Source organism: Sphingomonas sp. (assembly GCF_013816785.1).
GTDB lineage: Bacteria > Pseudomonadota > Alphaproteobacteria > Sphingomonadales > Sphingomonadaceae > Sphingomicrobium.
The window spans coordinates 18,020-38,032 of the sequence record NZ_JACDDV010000006.1 but is presented as its reverse complement, the minus strand read 5'-3'; the positions used below and the strand labels follow the sequence as shown (position 1 = coordinate 38,032).

General features: G+C 64.4%; 18 protein-coding genes and 1 pseudogene. 8 read left to right on the top strand and 11 right to left on the bottom strand.

The features are described from left to right. Position 1: 1 nt before the first annotated feature. The 5 genes from H0W65_RS02735 to H0W65_RS02715 all read left to right on the top strand — a co-directional run bounded on the left by H0W65_RS02735 (position 2) and on the right by H0W65_RS02715 (position 7,351). Positions 2-925 carry an ABC transporter ATP-binding protein gene (locus H0W65_RS02735; protein WP_294003564.1) on the top strand — a complete coding sequence of 308 codons (924 nt, stop codon included), beginning with the start codon at positions 2-4 and terminating at the stop codon, positions 923-925. Beyond that, the gene (locus tag H0W65_RS02730; RefSeq protein WP_294003562.1) at positions 922-2,061 is read left to right on the top strand and encodes an ABC transporter permease; all 1,140 of its coding nucleotides are present in this window, start codon (positions 922-924) and stop codon (positions 2,059-2,061) included. The genes H0W65_RS02735 and H0W65_RS02730 overlap by 4 nt, the downstream gene beginning before the upstream one ends. 14 nt (positions 2,062-2,075) lie before the next feature. After that, positions 2,076-2,699: a TetR/AcrR family transcriptional regulator gene (locus H0W65_RS02725; protein ID WP_294003560.1), complete on the top strand. Its 624-nt coding sequence runs from the start codon at positions 2,076-2,078 to the stop codon at positions 2,697-2,699. A gap of 318 nt (positions 2,700-3,017) precedes the next feature. Continuing rightward, on the top strand, positions 3,018-6,026 hold the full coding sequence (locus tag H0W65_RS02720; RefSeq protein ID WP_294003558.1) for an AAA family ATPase: 3,009 nt from the start codon (positions 3,018-3,020) through the stop codon (positions 6,024-6,026). 32 nt (positions 6,027-6,058) lie between these two features. Beyond that, the gene (locus H0W65_RS02715; protein WP_294003556.1) at positions 6,059-7,351 is read left to right on the top strand and encodes a cytochrome P450; all 1,293 of its coding nucleotides are present in this window, start codon (positions 6,059-6,061) and stop codon (positions 7,349-7,351) included. 6 nt (positions 7,352-7,357) lie between these two features. Here the strand turns inward: H0W65_RS02715 and H0W65_RS02710 are convergent, their stop codons facing one another. From H0W65_RS02710 to H0W65_RS02695, 4 genes are all read right to left on the bottom strand, one after another. Further along, entirely contained in the window at positions 7,358-8,989 is a 1,632-nt protein-coding gene (locus H0W65_RS02710) for a Dyp-type peroxidase domain-containing protein (RefSeq protein ID WP_294003554.1), read from the bottom strand. Further along, positions 8,986-9,948, bottom strand: coding sequence for a hypothetical protein (locus tag H0W65_RS02705; RefSeq protein ID WP_294003552.1), 963 nt, complete (start codon positions 9,946-9,948; stop codon positions 8,986-8,988). Before H0W65_RS02705 ends, H0W65_RS02710 begins: the two co-directional genes overlap by 4 nt. Positions 9,949-9,976: 28 nt before the next feature. Beyond that, entirely contained in the window at positions 9,977-10,636 is a 660-nt protein-coding gene (locus H0W65_RS02700) for a hypothetical protein (RefSeq protein WP_294003550.1), read from the bottom strand. 98 nt (positions 10,637-10,734) lie between these two features. Continuing rightward, positions 10,735-11,064, bottom strand: coding sequence for a PilZ domain-containing protein (locus H0W65_RS02695; RefSeq protein WP_294003548.1), 330 nt, complete (start codon positions 11,062-11,064; stop codon positions 10,735-10,737). Between the two features lie 73 nt (positions 11,065-11,137). Between H0W65_RS02695 and H0W65_RS02690 the strand changes: the two genes are divergently transcribed. The 3 genes and pseudogenes from H0W65_RS02690 to H0W65_RS02680 all read left to right on the top strand — a co-directional run bounded on the left by H0W65_RS02690 (position 11,138) and on the right by H0W65_RS02680 (position 13,762). Beyond that, complete coding sequence (locus H0W65_RS02690) at positions 11,138-11,662, top strand: gamma carbonic anhydrase family protein (RefSeq protein WP_294003546.1); 525 nt, start codon at positions 11,138-11,140, stop codon at positions 11,660-11,662. A gap of 37 nt (positions 11,663-11,699) precedes the next feature. After that, positions 11,700-12,391 (top strand): annotated as a pseudogene (locus H0W65_RS02685) (pirin family protein). A 117-nt stretch (positions 12,392-12,508) separates the two neighbouring features. Next, positions 12,509-13,762, top strand: a complete 1,254-nt coding sequence (locus tag H0W65_RS02680; RefSeq protein WP_294003544.1) for a hypothetical protein — start codon at positions 12,509-12,511, stop codon at positions 13,760-13,762. A gap of 1 nt (position 13,763) precedes the next feature. Here the strand turns inward: H0W65_RS02680 and H0W65_RS02675 are convergent, their stop codons facing one another. From H0W65_RS02675 to pstC, 7 genes are all read right to left on the bottom strand, one after another. Further along, positions 13,764-14,387, bottom strand: a complete 624-nt coding sequence (locus tag H0W65_RS02675) for a DNA-3-methyladenine glycosylase 2 family protein (RefSeq protein ID WP_294003542.1) — start codon at positions 14,385-14,387, stop codon at positions 13,764-13,766. Beyond that, complete coding sequence (gene rlmB, locus H0W65_RS02670) at positions 14,387-15,127, bottom strand: 23S rRNA (guanosine(2251)-2'-O)-methyltransferase RlmB (protein ID WP_294003540.1); 741 nt, start codon at positions 15,125-15,127, stop codon at positions 14,387-14,389. Before rlmB ends, H0W65_RS02675 begins: the two co-directional genes overlap by 1 nt. Before the next feature lie 30 nt (positions 15,128-15,157). Next, positions 15,158-15,847 carry a phosphate regulon transcriptional regulator PhoB gene (phoB, locus tag H0W65_RS02665; protein ID WP_294003538.1) on the bottom strand — a complete coding sequence of 230 codons (690 nt, stop codon included), beginning with the start codon at positions 15,845-15,847 and terminating at the stop codon, positions 15,158-15,160. Positions 15,848-15,851: 4 nt separating this feature from the next. Then, the gene (gene phoU / locus H0W65_RS02660; protein ID WP_294003536.1) at positions 15,852-16,550 is read right to left on the bottom strand and encodes a phosphate signaling complex protein PhoU; all 699 of its coding nucleotides are present in this window, start codon (positions 16,548-16,550) and stop codon (positions 15,852-15,854) included. Between the two features lie 14 nt (positions 16,551-16,564). Then, positions 16,565-17,311 carry a phosphate ABC transporter ATP-binding protein PstB gene (gene pstB / locus H0W65_RS02655; protein WP_294003644.1) on the bottom strand — a complete coding sequence of 249 codons (747 nt, stop codon included), beginning with the start codon at positions 17,309-17,311 and terminating at the stop codon, positions 16,565-16,567. Positions 17,312-17,393: 82 nt separating this feature from the next. Further along, entirely contained in the window at positions 17,394-18,635 is a 1,242-nt protein-coding gene (gene pstA, locus H0W65_RS02650; protein WP_294003534.1) for a phosphate ABC transporter permease PstA, read from the bottom strand. After that, on the bottom strand, positions 18,628-20,010 hold the full coding sequence (gene pstC / locus H0W65_RS02645; protein WP_294003643.1) for a phosphate ABC transporter permease subunit PstC: 1,383 nt from the start codon (positions 20,008-20,010) through the stop codon (positions 18,628-18,630). The genes pstA and pstC overlap by 8 nt, the downstream gene beginning before the upstream one ends. Positions 20,011-20,013 lie beyond the last annotated feature (3 nt).

Below are 20,013 nucleotides of genomic sequence, written 5' to 3'. Positions count from 1 at the left end.
CATGGCCCTCGCGATCGACGTTCATAATCTCAACAAATGGTTCGGCGACAAGCATGTCGTACGCGATGTCGCGATCGAGGTCGGGGTAGGGCGGATCACCGGCTTCCTCGGCCCGAACGGGTCCGGCAAGACGACCACGCTACGCATGTTGTGCGGACTGCTGACCCCCAACAGCGGCGAGGGAACCGTCCTCGGCCTCGATTTCCGCCGGGAGAGCGAGGCGATCAAGCGCGAGACGGGCTATATGACCCAGCGCTTCTCGCTTTATGACGACATGACGATCGCCGAGAATCTGCGCTTCTTCGCGCGCGTTTACAGCCTCGACCAGCGTGACCGGCGCGTGAGCGACGCGCTCGGCCGGCTTGGATTGACGGACCGTCGAGATCAGCTCGCCGGCGCGCTTTCGGGCGGGTGGAAACAGCGACTGGCCCTGGCGGCGGCGACCCTTCATGAGCCCAAACTGCTATTGCTCGACGAGCCGACCGCCGGGGTCGATCCCAAGGCGCGGCGAGTATTTTGGGACGAAATCCATGAACTCGCCGCGCGCGGCCTGACCGTGCTCGTCTCGACGCATTATATGGACGAGGCCGAACGCTGCCACGACATCGGCTATATTCTCAACGGTGAGCTGATTGCGCGGGGGACCGCTGAGGAAATCATTGGCCGCTCGGGCTTGATTACTTTCAATGGCAGCGGCCCTGATATCGACCGGGCGGCGCGCGATCTCGCGGACAGTCCAGGCGTAATCAGCGCCTCGGCCTTCGGCGCGGACGTGCATGTCAGCGGGACGGACCGCGCCAAGCTGGAAGCCGCGATCAATCCCTGGCGACGCGACGGCTATCGCTGGGAGGAGGTTCCGCCCTCGCTCGAGGATGTGTTCATCCAGCTGATGGGCCATGACCGCGACCAGCGATACGCGGCATGAACCGCCTTTCGATCCTGCGCATCTATGCGGTGCTCGCCAAGGAGTTCACCCAGCTCCGCCGCGATCGCATCACCTTCGCGATGATCCTCGGCATTCCGATCATGCAACTGCTGCTGTTCGGCTATGCGATTAACAATGACCCGCGCCATTTGCCAGCGGCGGTCGTGTCGCACGACACCAGCGGGATTGCGCGCGCGGTCGTCGCGACGCTCGAGCGTACGCAATATGTCGATGTGCGTTACCTGCCGCGCTCGGAAGCTGAGGCCGATCGCCTGATCCGCCGCGGCAAGGTGATGCTGGTCGTCACGATCCCGCCTGATTTCACCCACCGCGTGCTGAAGCGCGACCGGCCGCAAATCCTGGCCGAGGCCGATGCGTCCGATCCGGTGGCCGCGGCGGGCGCGCTTGCTGCGGTCGCGCAGCTTCCAACGGAAGCGCTGCGCCGCGAATTGGTCGGGGCGGTCGCGCTGCATAGCGCCGATCCGGCGTTCGAGGTGGTCGTTCACCGCCTCTATAATCCCGAGAACATCACCTCTTACAACATCGTGCCCGGCTTGCTCGGCGTGATTCTGTCACTCACGCTGGTGATGATGACGGCGATGGCGGTGACCCGCGAAAGCGAACGGGGAACCCTCGAGAGCCTGCTCGCGACGCCTGCCAGGCCGATCGAAGTGATGATTGGCAAGCTGGTCCCTTATGTCCTTGTCGGGATCATCCAGACCATCGTCGTGCTGACCGCGGCGCGACTGCTGTTTTCGGTTCCCATGGCCGACAGCCTTGCCGGCTGGTTTGCGCTGGTGGTCGGCGTGGTCTTCTTCATCATCGGCAATCTGGCGCTCGGCTATTTCATCTCGACGCTCGCCCGCAGCCAATTGCAGGCGATGCAAATGTCGTTCTTTTACATGCTGCCGTCGATCTTCCTATCGGGCTTTGCTTTCCCGTTCCTCGGCCTGCCGGGGTGGGCACGGGTCATCGGCGAAATCATCCCGGTCACCCATTTCCTGCGAATTGTCCGCGGCGCGTTGCTCAAGCAGCAGGTGATGGCGGACATGGGCGCCGAGTTGCTGGCCCTCATCCTGTTCATGCTGGTCGTCTCGACCGCCGCGATCCTGCGCTCGCGCACGACGCTCGATTAGGGCAGGGGAACTCCGTGGCAAAGCAGCTAACCCCTCACAGTCGCGTGGAACAGGCGAAGGCTCGCAATGACGCGATCCTTGCGGCCGCGCTTGTCGAATTCGTCGCCAACGGATTCGCCGCGACCCGCATCGACGATGTCGCCAAGCGGGCGGGCGTTGCCAAGGGCACGGTGTTTCATCACTTTACCGACAAGGAGCGGTTGTTCGAAAGCATGGCTAGAGCCGTGCTGCAGCCGTGGGTCGATCGGATCGATCAGCTTGTTCCGGCGCCCGACATGCTGATCCGGTCGGTCATCGAGGCGTTTCTCACGCCGTTGGTCGAGGAAATTGCCACGCCACGCGGCGACGTGCTGCGCTTGTTCATCAGCGAAGGGATGCGCTTTCCCCGGCTCGCGGACTTCTACCACGGCGAAATATTGTCGAAACTGTTCGGCCGGCTCCGGCCGCTGCTGCGGATCGCTGCGGCGCGCGGAGAGCTCTGCAATCCCGGCATCGCCGAACTGCCTCAACTGATCGGCGCGCCAATAGTCGTTGGGGTCTTATGGCACGGGCTGTTCCAGCGGATTGAGCCGCTCGATCATTCCGCTCTTCTGAAGGTCCAGCTCGATTGCCTGTTCGTCGGCAAGGATCGCGGATGATTCGCTGAGAGATTCTAATGCGCGGGTGGCGGCATTGCGGTGCCATTTCAGCACAGGTTGAACTCGGCTCAACATTTTGGGGAGGTCACGCGGGGTAATTCCAACTCACCTGGGCGGGGCCATGGGCAACGCCGCGGCGTGGACCAAACTCATGCTGATGCACCTCGCTCCCCCTGACTCGGTGGCGCAAACCGCCAGAATCCGCTTGCAGTTTTAATTCCCCGGTAAGACAACGGGCTTGAGGCCGAAATGTACTGCGAAAAGTGTCGCGTGGAGCAACCGGCGGGCAACCGCTTCTGCGGCCAATGCGGTTCTATCTTGACCCAGGGGGGTGGGGAAGGATCGATTGTCGCGCTGCCCGATCGTGCCCGTCGCGCCGGCGAGCGGCGGCAGATGACGATTATGTTCTACGATCTGGTCGGATCGACCGCGCTTGCCGGCATTTGCGATCCGGAAGATTTCAGCGACGCGGTCGAACATTTCCATCACGCAGTCGAAGGCGCGGCACGGAGCCTTGGTGGCTATGTCGGCAGCCGAGTCGGAGACGGCGCCGTGGTCTATTTCGGTTATCCGACCGCACAGGAGGATGCTGCCGAACGTGCCGTGCTGGCCGGACTTCGCGCGGTCGCGGCAACAAGCGACCTGATTCTCCCAAATGGGGAAGCAGCGAGTATCCGTATCGGCATCGCCACCGGAGAGGGCATCGTCAATCAATTGGGCGACGGCGAAGGCGGCAATGAGGTCGTCGGCACCGTCGCCAATCTCGCTGCCCGGCTTCAATCCTGCGCGGCGCCCCAATCGGTGGTCGTTTCGGATGGTACACGACGTGTGCTCGGCGGGACGTTCGATCTGATCGATATTGGCCTATTCGAGGTCAAGGGGTTTGTCGCCCCGGTCCAGGCCTGGCGCGTTTCCGATTCAACGCTGCATGAGGCGTCCCAGACGGCCAAGCGGTCTATCCTGCTGGTCGGGCGCGATGCCGAACTGGCGACCATGCGGTCGACGCTAGGCGATGCCCTGACCGGGGCCGACCGCGCGCTGCTGCTGATTGGCGAACCGGGTGTCGGTAAATCGCATCTGGCAACCGCTTTCCTGGCTGAAGATCAGGCGGTTCCCGTGCAGCGCATCAACCTATCGTGCGCAGCGCACAGCACGGAAACGCCGCTCTATCCTTTCGTCAGCCATCTCCAGCGATCGTCGCGTGGCGGAGTGGCGGCTTGGGCGCCCGACACCACTCCGGACGACGCCGCAGTGCTCGCCCGGTTCGCTGGTATCCAGGCGACGGCGACGGAGGCGGTTGCCAACCTCACGGCGTCGCAGCGGCTTGATCGGACGATCGATGCGCTTGTGCGGCAATTCGAACTCTTCTCGCACCAGGTTCCGCTATTGGTCTTTTTCGAGGACGCGCACTGGGCCGATCCCACGTCACTGACCGTGCTCGATCGCGCGATCCGTGACGGTCAATTCGGCCAGGCTTTGTTGATCGTCACTGCACGGCCCGAGTTTGAGCCCGGCTGGGCCGATCTTTCGCACGTCAAGCGGCTTCGCCTCCTGCCACTGGAATTGGTCGAGGCCGGCACACTGGTCTTGAGCGTGCCGGGAGCCGAGCGATTGCCGCCGAGCGTCCGCCGGGCGATCCTCCGCCGGGCCGACGGCGTCCCCTTGTTTCTGGAGGAATTGACCCGGTCGACGGTCGAGCTGGCGACCGAAAAGGGCAAGATGCCGATCGACGAGTTCGAACTGCCGATGTCGCTGCAGGACTCGCTCCTTGCCCGGCTCGCCCTGCTCGGCCCGGCCAAGCGCATTGCCCAGATCGCATCTGTAATCGGACGCCGTTTTACACGGGACCTACTGGCGTCGCTGGCCGAGGTTCCAATCGCCGAAATCAATGGCGCGCTCGACCGGCTTACCGAAAGCGGATTGGTGACGACCGACACGTCGCGCGGGCTGGAGCAATTCGTGTTTCGCCACGTGCTCATCCAGGAGGCGGCCTACACGACTTTGCTGCGCGCCGATCGAAGGCGGCTCAACCTGCGATTGCTGGAATTGCTCGAGGCCGATTCGTCGGCGATAGCTCGTGACAAGCCCGAAAGGCTTGCCCATTATGCGGCCGAAGGCGGCAACGCCGGGGCCGCCGCTGGCTATTGGCTGAAGGCGGGGCTGGCGGCGCTGGCCAATTCGGCAATGCCCGAGGCCAAGGCACGGCTGCAACACGGGCTGGCCTGCGTCGCCCAGATGCCCGATGGACCTGAGCGCTCGCAGGACGAGTTGAAGCTTCAGCTTGCGCTGGGCAAGGCGCTGATCGCCACGGTTGGTTACGCCGTCCCCGAAACCGGTGCCGCATTCGAACGGGCGCGTGAACTTTGCGGGGTCACCGGGCATCGCGCGGAACTGCTCGCCGTTCTTCACGGCCTGTGGATCAACGACCTGCTGTGCGGCCGGCTGCACTCGGCGGAAACGCGGGCCGATGAATTGCTGAAGGAAGCCGAAGCGGCCAACGATCCGGTGTGGGTCGTGATTGGTTGCCGCGCGCAAGGCGTGCTCGGCTATCCGCTGGGCAATTTCGCCAGGTCGCTTGCCTTTCTGGAACGCGGACTTGCCGAGTTCGACCCATCGCGGCGGCGCGCCTACGCGGAAATCGTGGTCGACGATCCGCGCGTCGTGATGTTGATGTACGCGGGCTTCGTTCACAGCAGCCTTGGCCATCGCGACCAGGCGTTCGCCGCGGCTGCGGATTCGGTGGCCGAGGCGCGGCTGCTCGGCCAGCCTTATAATCTGGCCCAGGCGCTGACCGGGCAGATTTTGGTCAACCTATTCCACGGCTTGACCGACGGGACTGAAGCGATGGTGAACGAGCTGGCCGACCTGACGCGAGAGCATGAGATCGGATTCCATGCTGCCGTATGCGAGATACTGCGCGGCCGGCTCTTGATGAGCACAGCCCCGATCGAGCAAGCGATTGCGGTGCTGTCGACGGGTATCGACTACTATCGCGGCACCGGCAGTGTTCTCTACGCGCCGACCTTCTTCATGTGGCTTGCCGAAGCGCTAATGGAGGGGGGGCAGTTCGAGGCCGCCAGTCAGGAAATCGCGAAGGCAGAGGCGGTGATGGCCGAAACCGGCATGGCCAACGACAGCGCGGACATCGCTATGGTGCGCGGCGAATTACAGCGGCAACTTGGCGATGTTGAGGGGGCGACGACGGCCATCAGGCGCGCGATCGCGATTGCCGAGCGTCAGGGGGCGGCACTGCATCTGTCGCGCTATCGCGCGGGGCTTGCGTCGCTCGAAGAACAATCGCCGATCGTGGCCAAGATACGCGTCTGACCTGGTTCTTGCGCGGGTAAAGGGGGTATAACATGACCTACGCAGCAGCCACGCTGATAGGCCGAAAGCAGAGCCAGTCCGGAACCGGGTTCCAGCCCGCCCGGGTGGCGGCTAAGAAGCCCGGCATCGGCTCGGCCGTGATCTCCTATCTGCTCGATCATCCCTACGCGATTTACGCCTTTGCGCGCCGATTCTGGCCAATCGTCGTGATTCGGGGGTGGGCGTTTATCAGCCGCTACGAGGATGTCATCGAAGTGTTGAAGCGCCAGGACGTGTTCGCGGTGCCGTTCGGTCCTAAGATCGAATTGCTCAACGGCGGTCCGAATTTCCTCCTCGGCATGGCCGACGGAGCCGATTACCGGGCCCTCCACGAACTTGTCGCCAACACCTTTCCTACCAGTGACAATCGCGCGATCGTCGGGCCCATCGCGGCCGAGGAAGCCGAGGCGCTGGTCATGTCCAGCCGCGGCCGGATCGACGCGATTGAGGATCTGGTGACGCGCGTACCGACCCGGATCTGCGAGCGCTATTATGGGGTCGCGGTCCCGAACGAAACTCGCTTTGCCCATATCACGATCGCGATGAGCACCTTCATGTTCGGCGACCCGTCCAACGATCCGACGGTGCGCGACGAAGCCGTCAAGGCGGGTGCGGAACTCCGCCCGATCATCGACGCGGCGATTGCGGGGGCACGCGCGGCGCCCGCCGGCAGCGACACGATCGCGGCACGGCTAGTATCGGCGAAAGGGGCCGACGGAGCGCCAGTTCCTGACGAAACCATCCGGGCGATCCTGATCGGCATGATCACCGGCTTCGTTCCCACCAACACCATGGCCGGTGGGCATATGCTCGAAATGCTGCTCAGGCGCCCAGACATGATGCGCGCCACGCAGGCCGCTGCGCGGGCCGATGACGACGAATTGCTGAAGCGCTGCCTGTGGGAGGCGTTTCGGTTTCTGCCCCTCAACCCGGGGCCGTTTCGCGAATGCGCCGAGGATGCAATCGTGGCGCAAGGCACGCGCCGCGCCAAGCGCATTCCCAAGGGCACCAAAATGCTAGTCAGCACGCACTCCGCGATGTTCGATCCGCGCCGCATCGAGCGGCCGAAGGCGTTCGATCCCGGTCGCGCGTCACACAACAATCTAACGCTTGGCAGCGGCATTCATTGGTGCATCGGCGCGCCGCTGGCCGAGGCGCAGATAGTCCAGACGCTCAAACCTTTGCTACTCCAGCGCAACCTGCGCCGTGCCGCCGGCCAAGCGGGCCGTCTGGCTCTGGACGGACCGTTCCCGGCGCACTTGGTGGTCGAGTTCGACCCCGCTTGAGCCTGATCAGGTCGGGTCGATGATTCCCAGGCCAAGCATTTGCAACGCGGTCATGCTGGGCACGAAGAAATAGGCGCCACCGCGCGTCTCGACGAATTGCGGCAACGCATCGGCGATGAACGGCAGGCGGCCTTCCGAAGGGTCGCCGGGGATAACGAATTTGGCCTTGTCGCCATGCAGTCCTATCAGCGGGTCGGTGTCGTTGCCTGCACGCGCATCGGCGCCGTAATTGACCCATTGCTGCTGCATGAATTCGAACTGACGCTGCAGGCTGGCACAGAGGATCAGGATGACAATGCCATGCTCGCCTTCGACGGTCGCGTCGGCCGGGCAGACACCGTAGGGAAGGCCGCGGCGCAAGATGCGGCGGCGGTCGGTTAGCACGGTGCCGCTCTTCGACGGGGTGCGCCCATCCGATGGCGCCGGGCCATTGGTGTCGCGCGGATTGGCGCGCCGGACATGGGAGGTTAGCGGACATTTGACGCCGTCCGGATCGTCGAAATAGGCAAAATTGGACAGGCGCCGCCGCTCCTCCACCGTCGCCGTCGCCGAATCCTCAGTCGCGACCCAGGTCGCATAATCGGGAAATAGCGAGATCGGCGCGCCATCCGGCCAGCGTCCGGCGATTTTCGCCATCAGCGTTGCGCGCGCCGCAATCGGGTCGACAATGCCCGAGACCGCGCCGTATCGCGGTGCCGTCTCATCAATCCATTTTCGGAACGCGACGACGTTCTGCTGCAGCTTGCGGTAAGCCATGAAGGTGCCGTTGCGCCCGAAGCTGCGCAGCATTCCTCCCACCGGGATTTCCTGTGCCTCATCGGGGTAGCCGAGCAGGAACTCTCCCGTCGCGAGCGGCACCCATTCACCATTCGACGTCATTTTTCCGTTGCCGCGCGCACGTTCGGCTTCGAGATCCCGCGGGAACTGCCCGCTGAACACGGGATCGCTGATCGCGTCGGTGAAGCCGAAATGCTCCTTGGCCGTCGGTTGAAAGCCGTCCGTGGTCGGTTCGATGATCGCGGAGAGCGCCTGGAAATCGGCGCCGGAAGAATCATGCCCGGCGAGCATTTGAAGCGCGCCTGCGCTATTCACGCAGAACGTGCGGATGGCCGATGTCATCGCTTCAAGTTCGGGCACCGCCTCGCCCGTGGCCGGGTCCATCTGTGCGTTGAGCGTGATGAGGATGTGGCCTTTCGACGCCCCGTCCTGCGATTCCTCATTCTGCCACACAGGATCCCACGGCGGTTTGGCGACGCCGGGCAATATGTCGCCCAGGATAATCCCACGGCGCGCCATGCCCTGGACGAACTCGTCGGGAAAGGTTTCGAGTGTGCGCACCGGCACGCCAAGCGCGACCAGGCCCCAAAATGAGAAGGCGACGTTGAGTGCAACTGTCGGTCGCTCGACACGGGCCTTGCCGAAGCGACCATATTTGCTGGACGGCCAGCGCACGGCGGTGGTGACCATTGGATAGAGCCAACGGACGAGCTCCCGGCCTTTCTCTGCGTTGCTCGAACTGATCAGGAGGTAGCGCGCCTTGGGAAAGCCCTCCTTGCCATAGGCCGAAAGGATATTGCCCTGAATGTCCGCTAGTTCGAGTGCGCCGGGCTTGCCGGGTGGTGCGACGACCGTAGTCATGCGCTGACCACGGCAGGAGGTTGCGACGGTTCAGCCTCGCGCGGTCGATGCTGCTTGAGAAAATCGCCAAACGCCGTGCTCAGCGCGTCGGGCGGGCCGCCTTGGTTCGTGATTGCAAAATCGACGAAATTCTTCTGCAGATAGAGAGCCTTGAGGATGGTCGCCAAATCCGAACCGGGGGCGGTGGCAAACGGCTGGACGGCGCGCCGGCGTATCGCGAACAATATTACGAAGACCAGGACGGCGATCCCCACAAGGAACGCTAGCGACCACTCCAGGTCGGGGCCGATGAAGGATCGAAGGACGCGCGACACGGCGAATCCGGCTGCGCCCGCCAGCGCGATTGCACCTGCGAGGAGCGGCCACATCCGCAAGCTCTTGAACGGCGGCGGGTCGATCCAGTAATCGTTGAAGGGCATGGTCGTTTCGACCTGGCACCGCTTGATGTAGCGGACGAAATCGCCCGCGTTCTGCACCTCGACGAAGCGATAACAATGCCCAAAAATCTGGCGCAGCTCGACCTCCATCGTTTGCCACAGCCTGTCGAGATAGACGTCGGGCTCGGGCGCGCCTTCGCGATTGGGGTCGAACTCCGCTGCGAACAGCAGATAGGGCCGTGACAGATGATCGACCGCTTGCAGCTCGGCCGGGTTGATCCCTTTGAGCGCCTCGAACAGCCCGTCGCCGTTGATCCGGCCATTGTAATTAACGTCCTCGATTACCGCGAACCGGGCGAAGTGGTTAAGCCGGTTGCGTGCGAACGGACTGACGAACTGCCCGACGATTTCCGATCCTGCAAGGGTAGGTTCGGGGCCGCCGCCGGTCGTCGGCATAAGCGCCAGCAGCTTGCGCAACATGTTGCTGGGGCATTCGATCGACCCGTCGGCGGCCAGCTCGTCGCTGAGCAGTAACGGCGCCAGCACCGTCAGAAAATAATGTCCGCCGTCAACATTCGGCATGGGTTCGGCCTTTCCGCGAGGGGTCCGATCAGATTGCTACCGCATATTGCCCTTCGGCGATCCTGAGGAGCTTGTTGGCATCGGCGGTCGCCGTGTCGGTTGACGCCACCGGCGAGGGCCCGTGCGAGCCAAGATCGTTTTGAACTGCGATCAGCGCCGCGCGATAGGCACCGGCGAATTCGGCCGGGCTGAGCCGCGCATGGGCCCGCTCAAGGTCGAGCAGCATTTGCCGCACCCTGAGCGCGCTTTTGATGTCACGTTGCGCGACGCCTGGCGTGGCGTTGTAGTAAAAGTCGGTAAAGAGCTGATTGACGCGAATATATTCCTTGAATGGCGTATTCGGGACCGCCCCGGGGAATCGGACATTGCGATACCATAGGAGGTTGAGCCCGGCGGGCACGCCCGCCGAAAAGGCGTCGATATACTGGTCCCACGTCCCATTGAAGTTGCTGCAGAACAGCAGGCAGTCGTGTCGCAGCCGCTCCGGTCCGTTACCGAGGTTGGGCCATTGGTCGCGCCTGATAATCGCCCAGCGAGCGAAGTGGATAATCGACAGGCCGATCAACGGCCCCAAGGTCGCCGGGAAGCACCGCACCGCGCGAAAGATATAGGAGCACAACCAGGTCAGGCGGGGCGACATCGGTGTCACCACCGTCATGCCATAGGCTTTGCCCGCGATGTTCGACATGCCGCCCCCTTTAATTTACCTTTACCGCAATTCCTCCCCTTCGGAAAAGCGGTAAATAAAAGGGGGAGTGAATGCACAAATGAGCGGGTTTGCCGAGCTCAAGCGTCTCTTTTCATCCGGCGCGCCACCATGTCGAACACGGCCGGGTGCAACGGCCTAGTGAATTCGACGCCCGCGACCCAGTCCTTGACCCACTGAACCCGCGCTTCGAGCGTCTCGATGCCCGGCAGCGAGACCCAGATGATTTCCTGCAAGAGCACACGTTCGGGCAGCTCGATGCGGCACCCCGCTGGCGAGAAGTCGAGGATATTGACGCGATAGCGATGGTCGCCGGCGCGGCGCAAGTCGACGTCGGCACGAAGGGGCATCCGCTCCGCCCGGCGTGGAACGATGCTGTCGCGCAAATCTTGTCCCCTGCCGTAGGCCATTGCGACCGCCGGTACGCGGCTTTCCGGACGCGATACATCGACGTTTCATCCATTTCGGATTAGCCTCCTTGCCATGCCGCTTTACGCGCTCGACCACCATGTTCCCTCGATCGACGCCAGCGCTTGGGTCGCGCCATCGGCCGACCTGATCGGCGATGTCCGCCTGGGGCCGCGCGCGTCGGTGTGGTTCGGGGCGGTAATCCGCGCCGACAACACGCCGATCCTGATTGGCGAAGACAGCAATTTCCAGGATGGCGCGATCGGCCACAGCGACCCCGATGCGCCGCTGACCATCGGCGCGAGGGTTACCATCGGACACCAGGCGATCCTCCATGGCTGCACGGTCCATGACGAGGCGCTGATCGGCATGGGCGCACGCATCTTGAACGGGGCGGTGATCGGCGCGCAGTGCATCGTCGGCGCCGGGGCGCTGGTCAGCGAAGGCAAAATGTTCGAGCCGCGCAGCCTGATCGTCGGCGCCCCGGCGCGGGTGGTGCGTATGCTGGACGAGCAGCAGGTGGCGATGCTGCGCCTGTCGGCCGCCCATTATGCCGAAAAAGCCTCCGCTTACGCCGCCAGACTACGGTTACATGCTTGACACTTGAAGGCTTGGCGCCAGGGGCCATTTTGCGGCCATGATCGACATTCGTCCCTTTGCTTCGCTCGGCCACGCCGACCATGGCTGGCTCGACGCCCGTCACCATTTCAGCTTCGCCGACTATCACGACCCGGCCCGCACAGGCTGGGGCGCGATCCGTGTGTGGAACGACGACCGCATCGCGGCGAAAAGCGGCTTTCCGCCGCATCCGCACCGCGACATGGAAATTATCACCTATGTTCGCACCGGCGCGATCACCCACCAGGATTCGCTCGGCAACAAGGGCCGCACGCCGGCCGGCGACGTCCAGGTGATGAGCGCCGGATCCGGCGTCACCCACGCCGAATATAATTTGGAGGACGAGCCGACGACGCTGTTCCAGATCTGGGTCGAAACCGATCGGCCCGGGGTGGAGCTGCCTGGGGTATGATGCCGTTCCCGAAAGGGGCTCGCGAAGGCAGCTTCCAATTGCTCGCCAGCGGCAATGCCGACGACGGCGCCCTATCGATCAATGCCGACGCGCGGTTACTCGGCGCGACGCTGAAAGCTGGGGCCAGCCTCGCCTACGTTGGCGACCCCCAGCGCCATCTGTATCTAGTGCCGTCGGCCGCCGTGAAGGTAAACGGAATCGAGGCGAGCGGCGGCGATGGGGTCGCCATCACCGGCGAGACCCACATCACAATCGAAGCCGTCTCCGACGCGGAACTGGTGCTGGTCGACGAACACTAAGCATGCAAGCTCTTGTCTTCGCGCGGCTTGCGAGGCAAAAGCGGGCGTGGAGGCGCGTGCGTCGCGGGGGCTGATGCGCGCGCCTTTCTTTTTCTTTAGGGCAGACAGGGCGGGGAAATGACGGCATTGCGCCGCATGACGATGACCAATTTCCGAAGCGCCACCGCCGCATCGATGATCGCGCTCGCGGCCCCGGCCTGGGCACAGAATACCGATGCGCCGATCGACGTCACGGCCGCCCCGCCGCCCTCCGCCGAGACCGTTGGCCCAGCGCAATTGCGCAACTTCACGCTGAACGGAACCGTCACTCGCCGCGCCGACACGCCGTCGACGGCCGCGACCGGCCAGCCTGCGCCCACCGCGCGACCAGTGAGGGCCGCCCCATCGACGGTCTCACCTGGCACCGTGTCGCAGGTCGGCCCAGCGCTGACACGTCCGCCCGCAGCGGCCCAGTCATCGCGCACCCGTGGCAATGCGACGCTTCCCGCGGCGACCCCGGCCTCGCGCCTGCAAGACCTTTCCGGACCCACCCCCGGCGCGGTCACTCAGCCGTCATTCGATGTAACGGCCCCGCCCGCGGACGACGCGCTGCCCGCGTCACCGCCAAGCGGGTTCCCGACCTGGCCGTGGATCATCGCGCTGATCGCGCTGGCCGGCGGTATTTTCTATTTGCTCCGGGATCGACGCGCGCGGCGGGACCGCTACGCCGATTTCGGCCGGCTGGCGTTTGCCGGACCGCAGCCCGACGCCGCTGCGGACTTGCCGCGCAAGGTTCCGCCCGCGCCTGCTCCCATCCCCGCCAATCATCCAATCCCGCCGCGCGCGGTGCCCGTTCCGCCCCCGGCCGGCGACGGTTTGATCACCTCCACCCGGCTCAAACCCGAGCTCAGCGTCCAGTTCACCCCCGACCGGGCGGTGGTCACCGAGCACGAGGTGATGCTTCAATATGACATGCTGATCATCAACGCCGGCTCCGCCCCCGCGCGCGACGTGCTGGTCGAGGCCAAGCTGGTTTCGGCTCATGCCGCACAGGACGAGGAAATCGGCATCTTCTTTCAGCAGCCTGCAGGTCCCGGCGACCGCATGGCGGCAATCCCGCCGCTCGGCCGGGTTAGCCTGAAAAGCGCGGTGCGACTGCCGCTCGATCAGGTCCGCGACTTCGAGGTCGAGGGACGTCGCCTGTTCGTTCCGATGGTGGCCTTCAACGTCCATTTCCGCTCGTCCGCCGGTGAAGGCCAGGCATCGGCCAGCTTCCTCGTTGGGCGCGGCGGCGATGAGGATGAAAAGCTCGCGCCGTTCCGCCTTGACCTCGGCCCGCGCATCTTTCGCGGGCTCAGCACCCGCGCCCACAGCATGGGGCTGTCGCGTTAGGCTAGAGCGCCGTGCCGATGCTGTTATAGCTATGCCAGGCTAGCACGGCTGCAGCGCCGCGATGAGGCCGCCAGGCCTCGGCCAGCTCGCGGAGCTGCTTTTCTGAAGGCCGTTCGTCGAGGCCGAGCAGCCGCCCGATCTCGATCTGCACGGCGAGATCGCCCGCCGGCCAGATGTCGTCGCGCGCTTCGGCGAACAGCAGATAGATTTCCGCCGACCAGCGGCCAATCCCCTTGATTCTGATCAAAAGCGCAATCGCTTCCTCGTCGTCCTCGGGTAAATGCGCGAGGTCGAGCTCGCCCGACAGGACGAGTCCCGCGAGGCTCCTCGTATAGCTCGCCTTCTGCCGCGACAGGCCGGCCTCGCGCAATTGCTCGTCGCTCGCCTCGATGAGCGCGGCGAGATCGACCGGCTGGCCATATTTGGCGATCAACTTGTTCCACATCGACCGCGCGGCGGCGACACTAACCTGTTGGCCGACGATAGTCCGGAGCAGCGTCTCGACGCCCGGCTCGCTAAGGCGAGGCTCGGGCCGGCCGTGGCTTTTCAGCACCCGTTTAAACGCCTTTTCTCGTTTGGCCAACGCATCGAGGCTGGCGTTGAGGCTTTGCGCGGTGCGGACCATTAGGCGACGCTCGCCGCGTAAAGCGCCACCGCGGCGGCGTTGGAAACGTTCAAACTTTCGACCGCGTCCGAAATCGGCAGCCTGGCCAGCGCGTCGGTATGTTCGCGGACATTGTGGCGCATGCCCGGGCCTTCGGCGCCGAGCACAAGCGCGATCCGCGGGGGGCCGAGCGCCTCCTTCAGTTCCATCGGCGCTTCGCCCGCCAGCCCGATCCGCCAAAAACCCGCTTCGGCTATTTCCTCCAGCGCGCGAGCCAAATTGACCACCCGCGCCCACGGCACCCGCTCCAACGCGCCCGACGCCGCTTTTGCCAGCGCCCCGCCTTCGGGCGGCGCGTGGCGGTCCTGTGTGACGATGCCGATCGCCCCGAACGCGGCGGCGGAACGCAGGATGGCGCCGACATTGTGCGGGTCGGTGACCTGGTCGAGCACCAGCAGCACCGCGCGTTCGGGCGCGCCAGCCAGCAGGTCGGCCAGCCAGATATCCTCCAGCGGCTCGACCTCGACCACCACGCCTTGGTGCGGCGTGTCGCCGGGCACCATGCGGCCCAGATCGGCGACGTCCGCAAGGACCACCGGCATTTCCTTGGGAAAGTTCATAAACTCCGCGGCTTCGCGGGTCGACCAAGCTTTGAACACCGTGCGATCGGGATTGTCGAGCGCCGCCGCCACCGCGTGTTTGCCCCAGAATCGGGGTCGATTAGGATTGCCGCCCCCCTTGCCCTTGTTCTTGCGTGCCATGGGGTGGGCTATTGGGGCGAGGAGAGGGGCTTAGGCAACCCCTTCGGCATCCAACGCATAGCCCGCGCTGCGCACAGTTCGCACGATGTCCGGCTCGCCGAGCGCCATGCGCAATCGGCGGATATGGACGTCGACTGTTCTGAGCTCGATGTCCTCGCTGTGCGGCCAAACGGTTTCGAGCAATTGCTGGCGCGAAAAGACACGGCCCGGGTTTTCGAGGAAATGGCGCAACAGTCGATATTCGGTCGGCCCGAGCTGAACCGCACCACCGTCGCGTTTCACCCGATGTGCGACAAGGTCCATGTCGACCCCGGCATAGCTCAACCCCTCGGCCGCAAGCGCGGGGCGGACCCTGCGCAGCACTGCGCCGGCGCGCGCGACCAATTCCTTGGGACTGAACGGCTTGGTCATATAATCGTCGGCGCCCGTTTCCAGCCCGCGAATGCGGTCGTCTTCCTCGCCGCGCGCGGTGAGCATGATGATCGGCACGTTTGCGGTCGCCCCGCGGCGGCGCAGGCGGCGGCACACCTCGATCCCGCTGATTCCCTCGATCATCCAGTCGAGCAGGACCAGGTCGGGCTTGATTTCATCGGCCAGGATCAGCGCTTCCTCGCCGTCGCCGGTGCGGGTGACCGCATAGCCGGCGCGATCGAAATGGAACGCGACCAGTTCGGCCAACGCGCGGTCATCCTCAACCAGCAGGAGGCGTTTGGAAGCCACCGCCCTAGGCCTTGTACAGGTCTTCGCCGCGCGGACGGTCGGCGAGGTGCTGTCCGGTGGCGGCGTAATAGACCATTTCGGCGATGTTGGTGGCGTGATCGCCGACCCGTTCGACATTTTTGGCGATGAACAGCAGATGCGTCGACTGCCCGATGTTGTTGGGGTTTTCCATCATGAAGGTGAGGAGTGTGCGGAAGATGCTGTTGTAGAAATCGTCGACCGCCCGGTCGCGCTCGACCACCCGCACCGCCGCATCGGCATCGCGCTCGACGAAGGCGTTCAAGACATCATGGACCATCTCGGTGGCGATGCGCGCCATTTCGGGCAGCAACGACAATGGCTCGATGTTGCCGACATTCTCGAGCAGCGGGACGCGTTTGGAAATGTTCTTGGCATAGTCGCCGATCCGCTCAACCACGCTCGAAATTTTCATCGCCGCGACGACATCGCGCAAATCGCCGGCCATCGGGGCGCGCAAGGCGATCAGCCGCACGGCGCGCTTCTCGGTCTCGATCTCGAGCGCGTCGAGCTTCTTGTCATTTTCGACCACGCGCTCGGCGCCTTCGAGATCGCGCTGGACGAGGCAGCGCATCGACTCGCGGATGGCATGCTCGGCCAGCCCGCCCATCTGGCTGATGAGCGCGCGCAGCCGGTCGAGATCCTCGTCAAATGCCTTGATCGTATGTCCGCTGGTGGTCGCCATGTCCGTTGCTCCGATCAGCCGTAGCGGCCGGTAATATAATCCTGGGTGCGCTGCTCGCGCGGGTTCGTAAAGATTTCCGAGGTTTTGCCATATTCGACCATCTCGCCGAGATGGAAGAATGCGGTCCGCTGACTGACGCGCGCGGCCTGCTGCATATTGTGCGTCACGATCGTTATCGCATAGCGGCCGCGCAGCTCGTGGATCAGCTCCTCGATTTTCGCGGTGGCGATCGGATCGAGCGCCGAGCAGGGCTCGTCCATCAAAATCACTTCGGGATCAACGGCGATGGCGCGGGCGATGCACAGCCGCTGCTGCTGACCGCCCGACAGCGCCGTGCCGCTTTCCTGCAACCGGTCCTTGGCTTCTTCCCACAGGCCGGCGCGCTTCAGCGATTTCTCGACGATCGCGTCAAGCTCCGCTTTGCCCTGGGCGAGGCCATGAATGCGCGGGCCGTACGCGACATTCTCATAGATGGATTTGGGGAAGGGGTTGGGCTTCTGGAACACCATCCCGACCCGCGCGCGCAGTTGGACGACGTCCATCGCCGAGGAGTTGATGTCCTGCCCATCGAGCTCGATCTGGCCGGTGACGCGCGCGCCGGGAATCGTGTCGTTCATTCGGTTGAGACACCTGAGGAAGGTCGACTTGCCGCAACCCGAGGGGCCGATGAATGCGGTCACCCGGTCGTCGTGAATGTCGATGCCGACGCCCTTCAACGCCTCCTTGCCGCCATAGGATACGCGGACATTGCGCGCCGTCATCTTGGGCGAGCGATCCTCGATCGCCGGTTCGGCAGTGTCGGTGGGGACGGGGACAATAGTGTCGATCATGTCGATTTCCAGCCTACCAGCGGCGTTCGAATTTGTTGCGGAGATAGATGGCGAGCCCGTTCATCAGCAGCATGAAGATGAGCAGCACGATAATCGCCGCCGAAGTTTTCTCGACGAAGCCGCGGTCGACCTCGTCGGACCAGAGGAAAATCTGAACGGGCAGGACGCTTGACGGGTCGGTGATACCCCCGGGCGGCGAAGCGATGAAGGCGCGCATGCCGATCATCAGCAGCGGCGCGGTCTCGCCCAGCGCCCGCGCCATGCCGATGATCGTGCCGGTCAGGATGCCGGGCAGCGCCAACGGCAGGACATGGTGGAACACGACCTGCATCTTTGAGGCGCCGACCCCCAATGCCGCGTCGCGGATCGACGGCGGCACCGAGGTGATCGCGTTACGGCCGGCGATGACGATCACCGGCATGGTCATCAGCGCCAGGGTCAGCCCGCCGACCAGCGGCGCTGAGCGCGGCAGGTGCATGAAATTGAGGAACACCGCGAGGCCCAACAGGCCGAAGATGATCGACGGCACCGCGGCGAGATTGTTGATGCTGACCTCGATCATGTCGGTCCAGCGGTTCCGCGGCGCGAATTCCTCGAGATAAAGCGCGGCCAGCACGCCAATCGGAAAAGCGAGCAGCATCGTCACCATGATCGTCAGGAAGGTGCCTTTGAGCGCCCCCCACACGCCGACCACCGAGGCGTCGGTGGCGTCCGATGCGGTCAGGAAATTGAGATTGGCGACGCGACGGGTCTGCGCCCCGGCAACCAGCTTCTCGATCGCCGGATCGCCTTCCTGCTTGGCGGCGACGTCGGCCTTAGACGAGGCCGGCAACCACAGCTCGGCGCGCCTGCCCAGTAGGTCCGGGTCCTTGACCAGTTGCCGCTCCAGAGCGCGGGCGCTCGCTTCGCCGAACAGGTCGCTACCGCCTTGGCCATATTGCTGTGTGGCAGCTTGCTCCAAGACTCCGTCAATCCCCGCCGCGCCGATCGCCTCGGCGGCCTCCGGTCCCTTCAGTGCCGCGGGGTCGAGCATCAGATCGGAGCGCGGGAAGTCGATGGCTAGTTTGATTTCGGTCCGCGTGAATCCGCCCGCGCCCTTCCACACCATGGTGATGAGGAGGAAGGCGAGGAAGGCCACCGACAGGCCGACGGCCGCCAGCCCGAACAGCTTGAAGCGGCGCTCGGCGGCGTAGCGCCTGGCGACGCGCTTCTCCATCGACCCATCAGTCCAGCGGGTAGGCGTGGCGCTATTCATAAGCCTCCCGATATTTGCGCACCACGCGCAGCGCGATGAGGTTGAGGATCAGCGTGATGATGAACAGCGCCAGTCCGAGCGCAAAGGCGGCGAGGGTTTTGGGGCTGTCGAATTCCTGGTCGCCCGTTAGCAGCTGGACGATCTGGGTGGTGACGGTGGTCACGCTGGCGAACGGGTTGGCGGTCAGGTTGGCGGCCAGGCCGGCGGCCATGACGACGATCATTGTCTCGCCGATCGCCCGGCTGACCGCCAGCAGGACGCCGCCGACCACGCCGGGCAAGGCAGCGGGCAGGACGACCTTCTTGATCGTTTCCGACCGGGTTGCGCCAAGGGCCAGGCTGCCATCGCGCATCGCCTGCGGCACCGCGGCGATCGAATCGTCAGCCATCGAGCTGACGAACGGGATGATCATGATGCCCATCACCAGACCCGCCGCGAGCGCGCTCTCGCTGCTGGCGGACTCGATGCCGATCGAAATGCCGAAGTCGCGCACAATTGGTGCGACCGTCAGCGCGGCGAAATAGCCGTAAACCACGGTCGGCACGCCGGCGAGAATCTCGAGCATCGGCTTAAGCCAGGCGCGCAGCTGGTACGGCGCATATTGGGTGAGGAAGATCGCGCTCATCAGGCCGAGCGGAATGGCGACGATCATGGCGATGATCGCGCCGATGAAGGCAGTGCCCCAGAACAGCGGGATTGATCCGAACGCACCCGACGACCCGGCCTGATCGGCGCGCAGCGCGGTCTGTGGGCTCCATTCGGTGCCGAACAGGAATTCGGTCGGGCTGACCAGGTTGAAGAACCGAAGGCTCTCGAACATCAATGACAGGACGATGCCGAGCGTGGTCAATATGGCGATCAGCGAGGCGCCGACCAGCAAGCCATGCACCCAGCGTTCGACCCCGGACCGGGCGCGAAAGTCGGCGCGGACGCGGCGCAGCGCAAATAGCGCCCCTCCGAGCGCGATCAGGATGGCGATGCCGCCGCCGATCGCCGCGAACCTGGCGCTGGCCTCCGCATAGACCGGCGCCAGCGCAGTGGACTCGGGGTTGAATCCGGTTTCGATCGCACCGCTGGCGATATCGCGCGCTTCGCCGAGGATCGTGTCGCGCGCCATGTCGAACGCCGGCAATTTCTGGCCGGCCGGGGAGGCGAGCACCGCCTGGTTGACGAGGTTCGCCTGGACCGGGGTCCAGATGGCGAGAAATAGCAACGCCGGTAGCGCGGTCCACAGCGCAACATAGAAGGCATGGTAATTGGGCAGGCTGTTGAGCCGCTGGCCGCCGCGGCGCAGCCCCTTCGCCCGATTGAGGGCGAAGAGACCGGCAGCGACGGCGATCAGCAGGATCGCGACGAGCGCGACGGTAAGGCTCATGGC

Bases quoted from the DNA above. Each gene is read 5' to 3' on its own strand.
- H0W65_RS02735 (WP_294003564.1), top strand. From the start codon at position 2: ATGGCCCTCGCGATCGACGTTCATAATCTCAACAAATGGTTCGGCGAC.
- H0W65_RS02730 (WP_294003562.1), top strand. From the start codon at position 922: ATGAACCGCCTTTCGATCCTGCGCATCTATGCGGTGCTCGCCAAGGAG.
- H0W65_RS02715 (WP_294003556.1), top strand. From the start codon at position 6,059: ATGACCTACGCAGCAGCCACGCTGATAGGCCGAAAGCAGAGCCAGTCC.
- H0W65_RS02710 (WP_294003554.1), bottom strand. From the start codon at position 8,989: ATGACTACGGTCGTCGCACCACCCGGCAAGCCCGGCGCACTCGAACTA.
- H0W65_RS02705 (WP_294003552.1), bottom strand. From the start codon at position 9,948: ATGCCGAATGTTGACGGCGGACATTATTTTCTGACGGTGCTGGCGCCG.
- H0W65_RS02700 (WP_294003550.1), bottom strand. From the start codon at position 10,636: ATGTCGAACATCGCGGGCAAAGCCTATGGCATGACGGTGGTGACACCG.
- H0W65_RS02695 (WP_294003548.1), bottom strand. From the start codon at position 11,064: ATGGCCTACGGCAGGGGACAAGATTTGCGCGACAGCATCGTTCCACGC.
- H0W65_RS02690 (WP_294003546.1), top strand. From the start codon at position 11,138: ATGCCGCTTTACGCGCTCGACCACCATGTTCCCTCGATCGACGCCAGC.
- H0W65_RS02680 (WP_294003544.1), top strand. From the start codon at position 12,509: ATGACGGCATTGCGCCGCATGACGATGACCAATTTCCGAAGCGCCACC.
- H0W65_RS02675 (WP_294003542.1), bottom strand. From the start codon at position 14,387: ATGGTCCGCACCGCGCAAAGCCTCAACGCCAGCCTCGATGCGTTGGCC.
- rlmB (WP_294003540.1), bottom strand. From the start codon at position 15,127: ATGGCACGCAAGAACAAGGGCAAGGGGGGCGGCAATCCTAATCGACCC.
- phoU (WP_294003536.1), bottom strand. From the start codon at position 16,550: ATGGCGACCACCAGCGGACATACGATCAAGGCATTTGACGAGGATCTC.
- pstB (WP_294003644.1), bottom strand. From the start codon at position 17,311: ATGACGGCGCGCAATGTCCGCGTATCCTATGGCGGCAAGGAGGCGTTG.
- pstA (WP_294003534.1), bottom strand. From the start codon at position 18,635: ATGAATAGCGCCACGCCTACCCGCTGGACTGATGGGTCGATGGAGAAG.
- pstC (WP_294003643.1), bottom strand. From the start codon at position 20,010: ATGAGCCTTACCGTCGCGCTCGTCGCGATCCTGCTGATCGCCGTCGCT.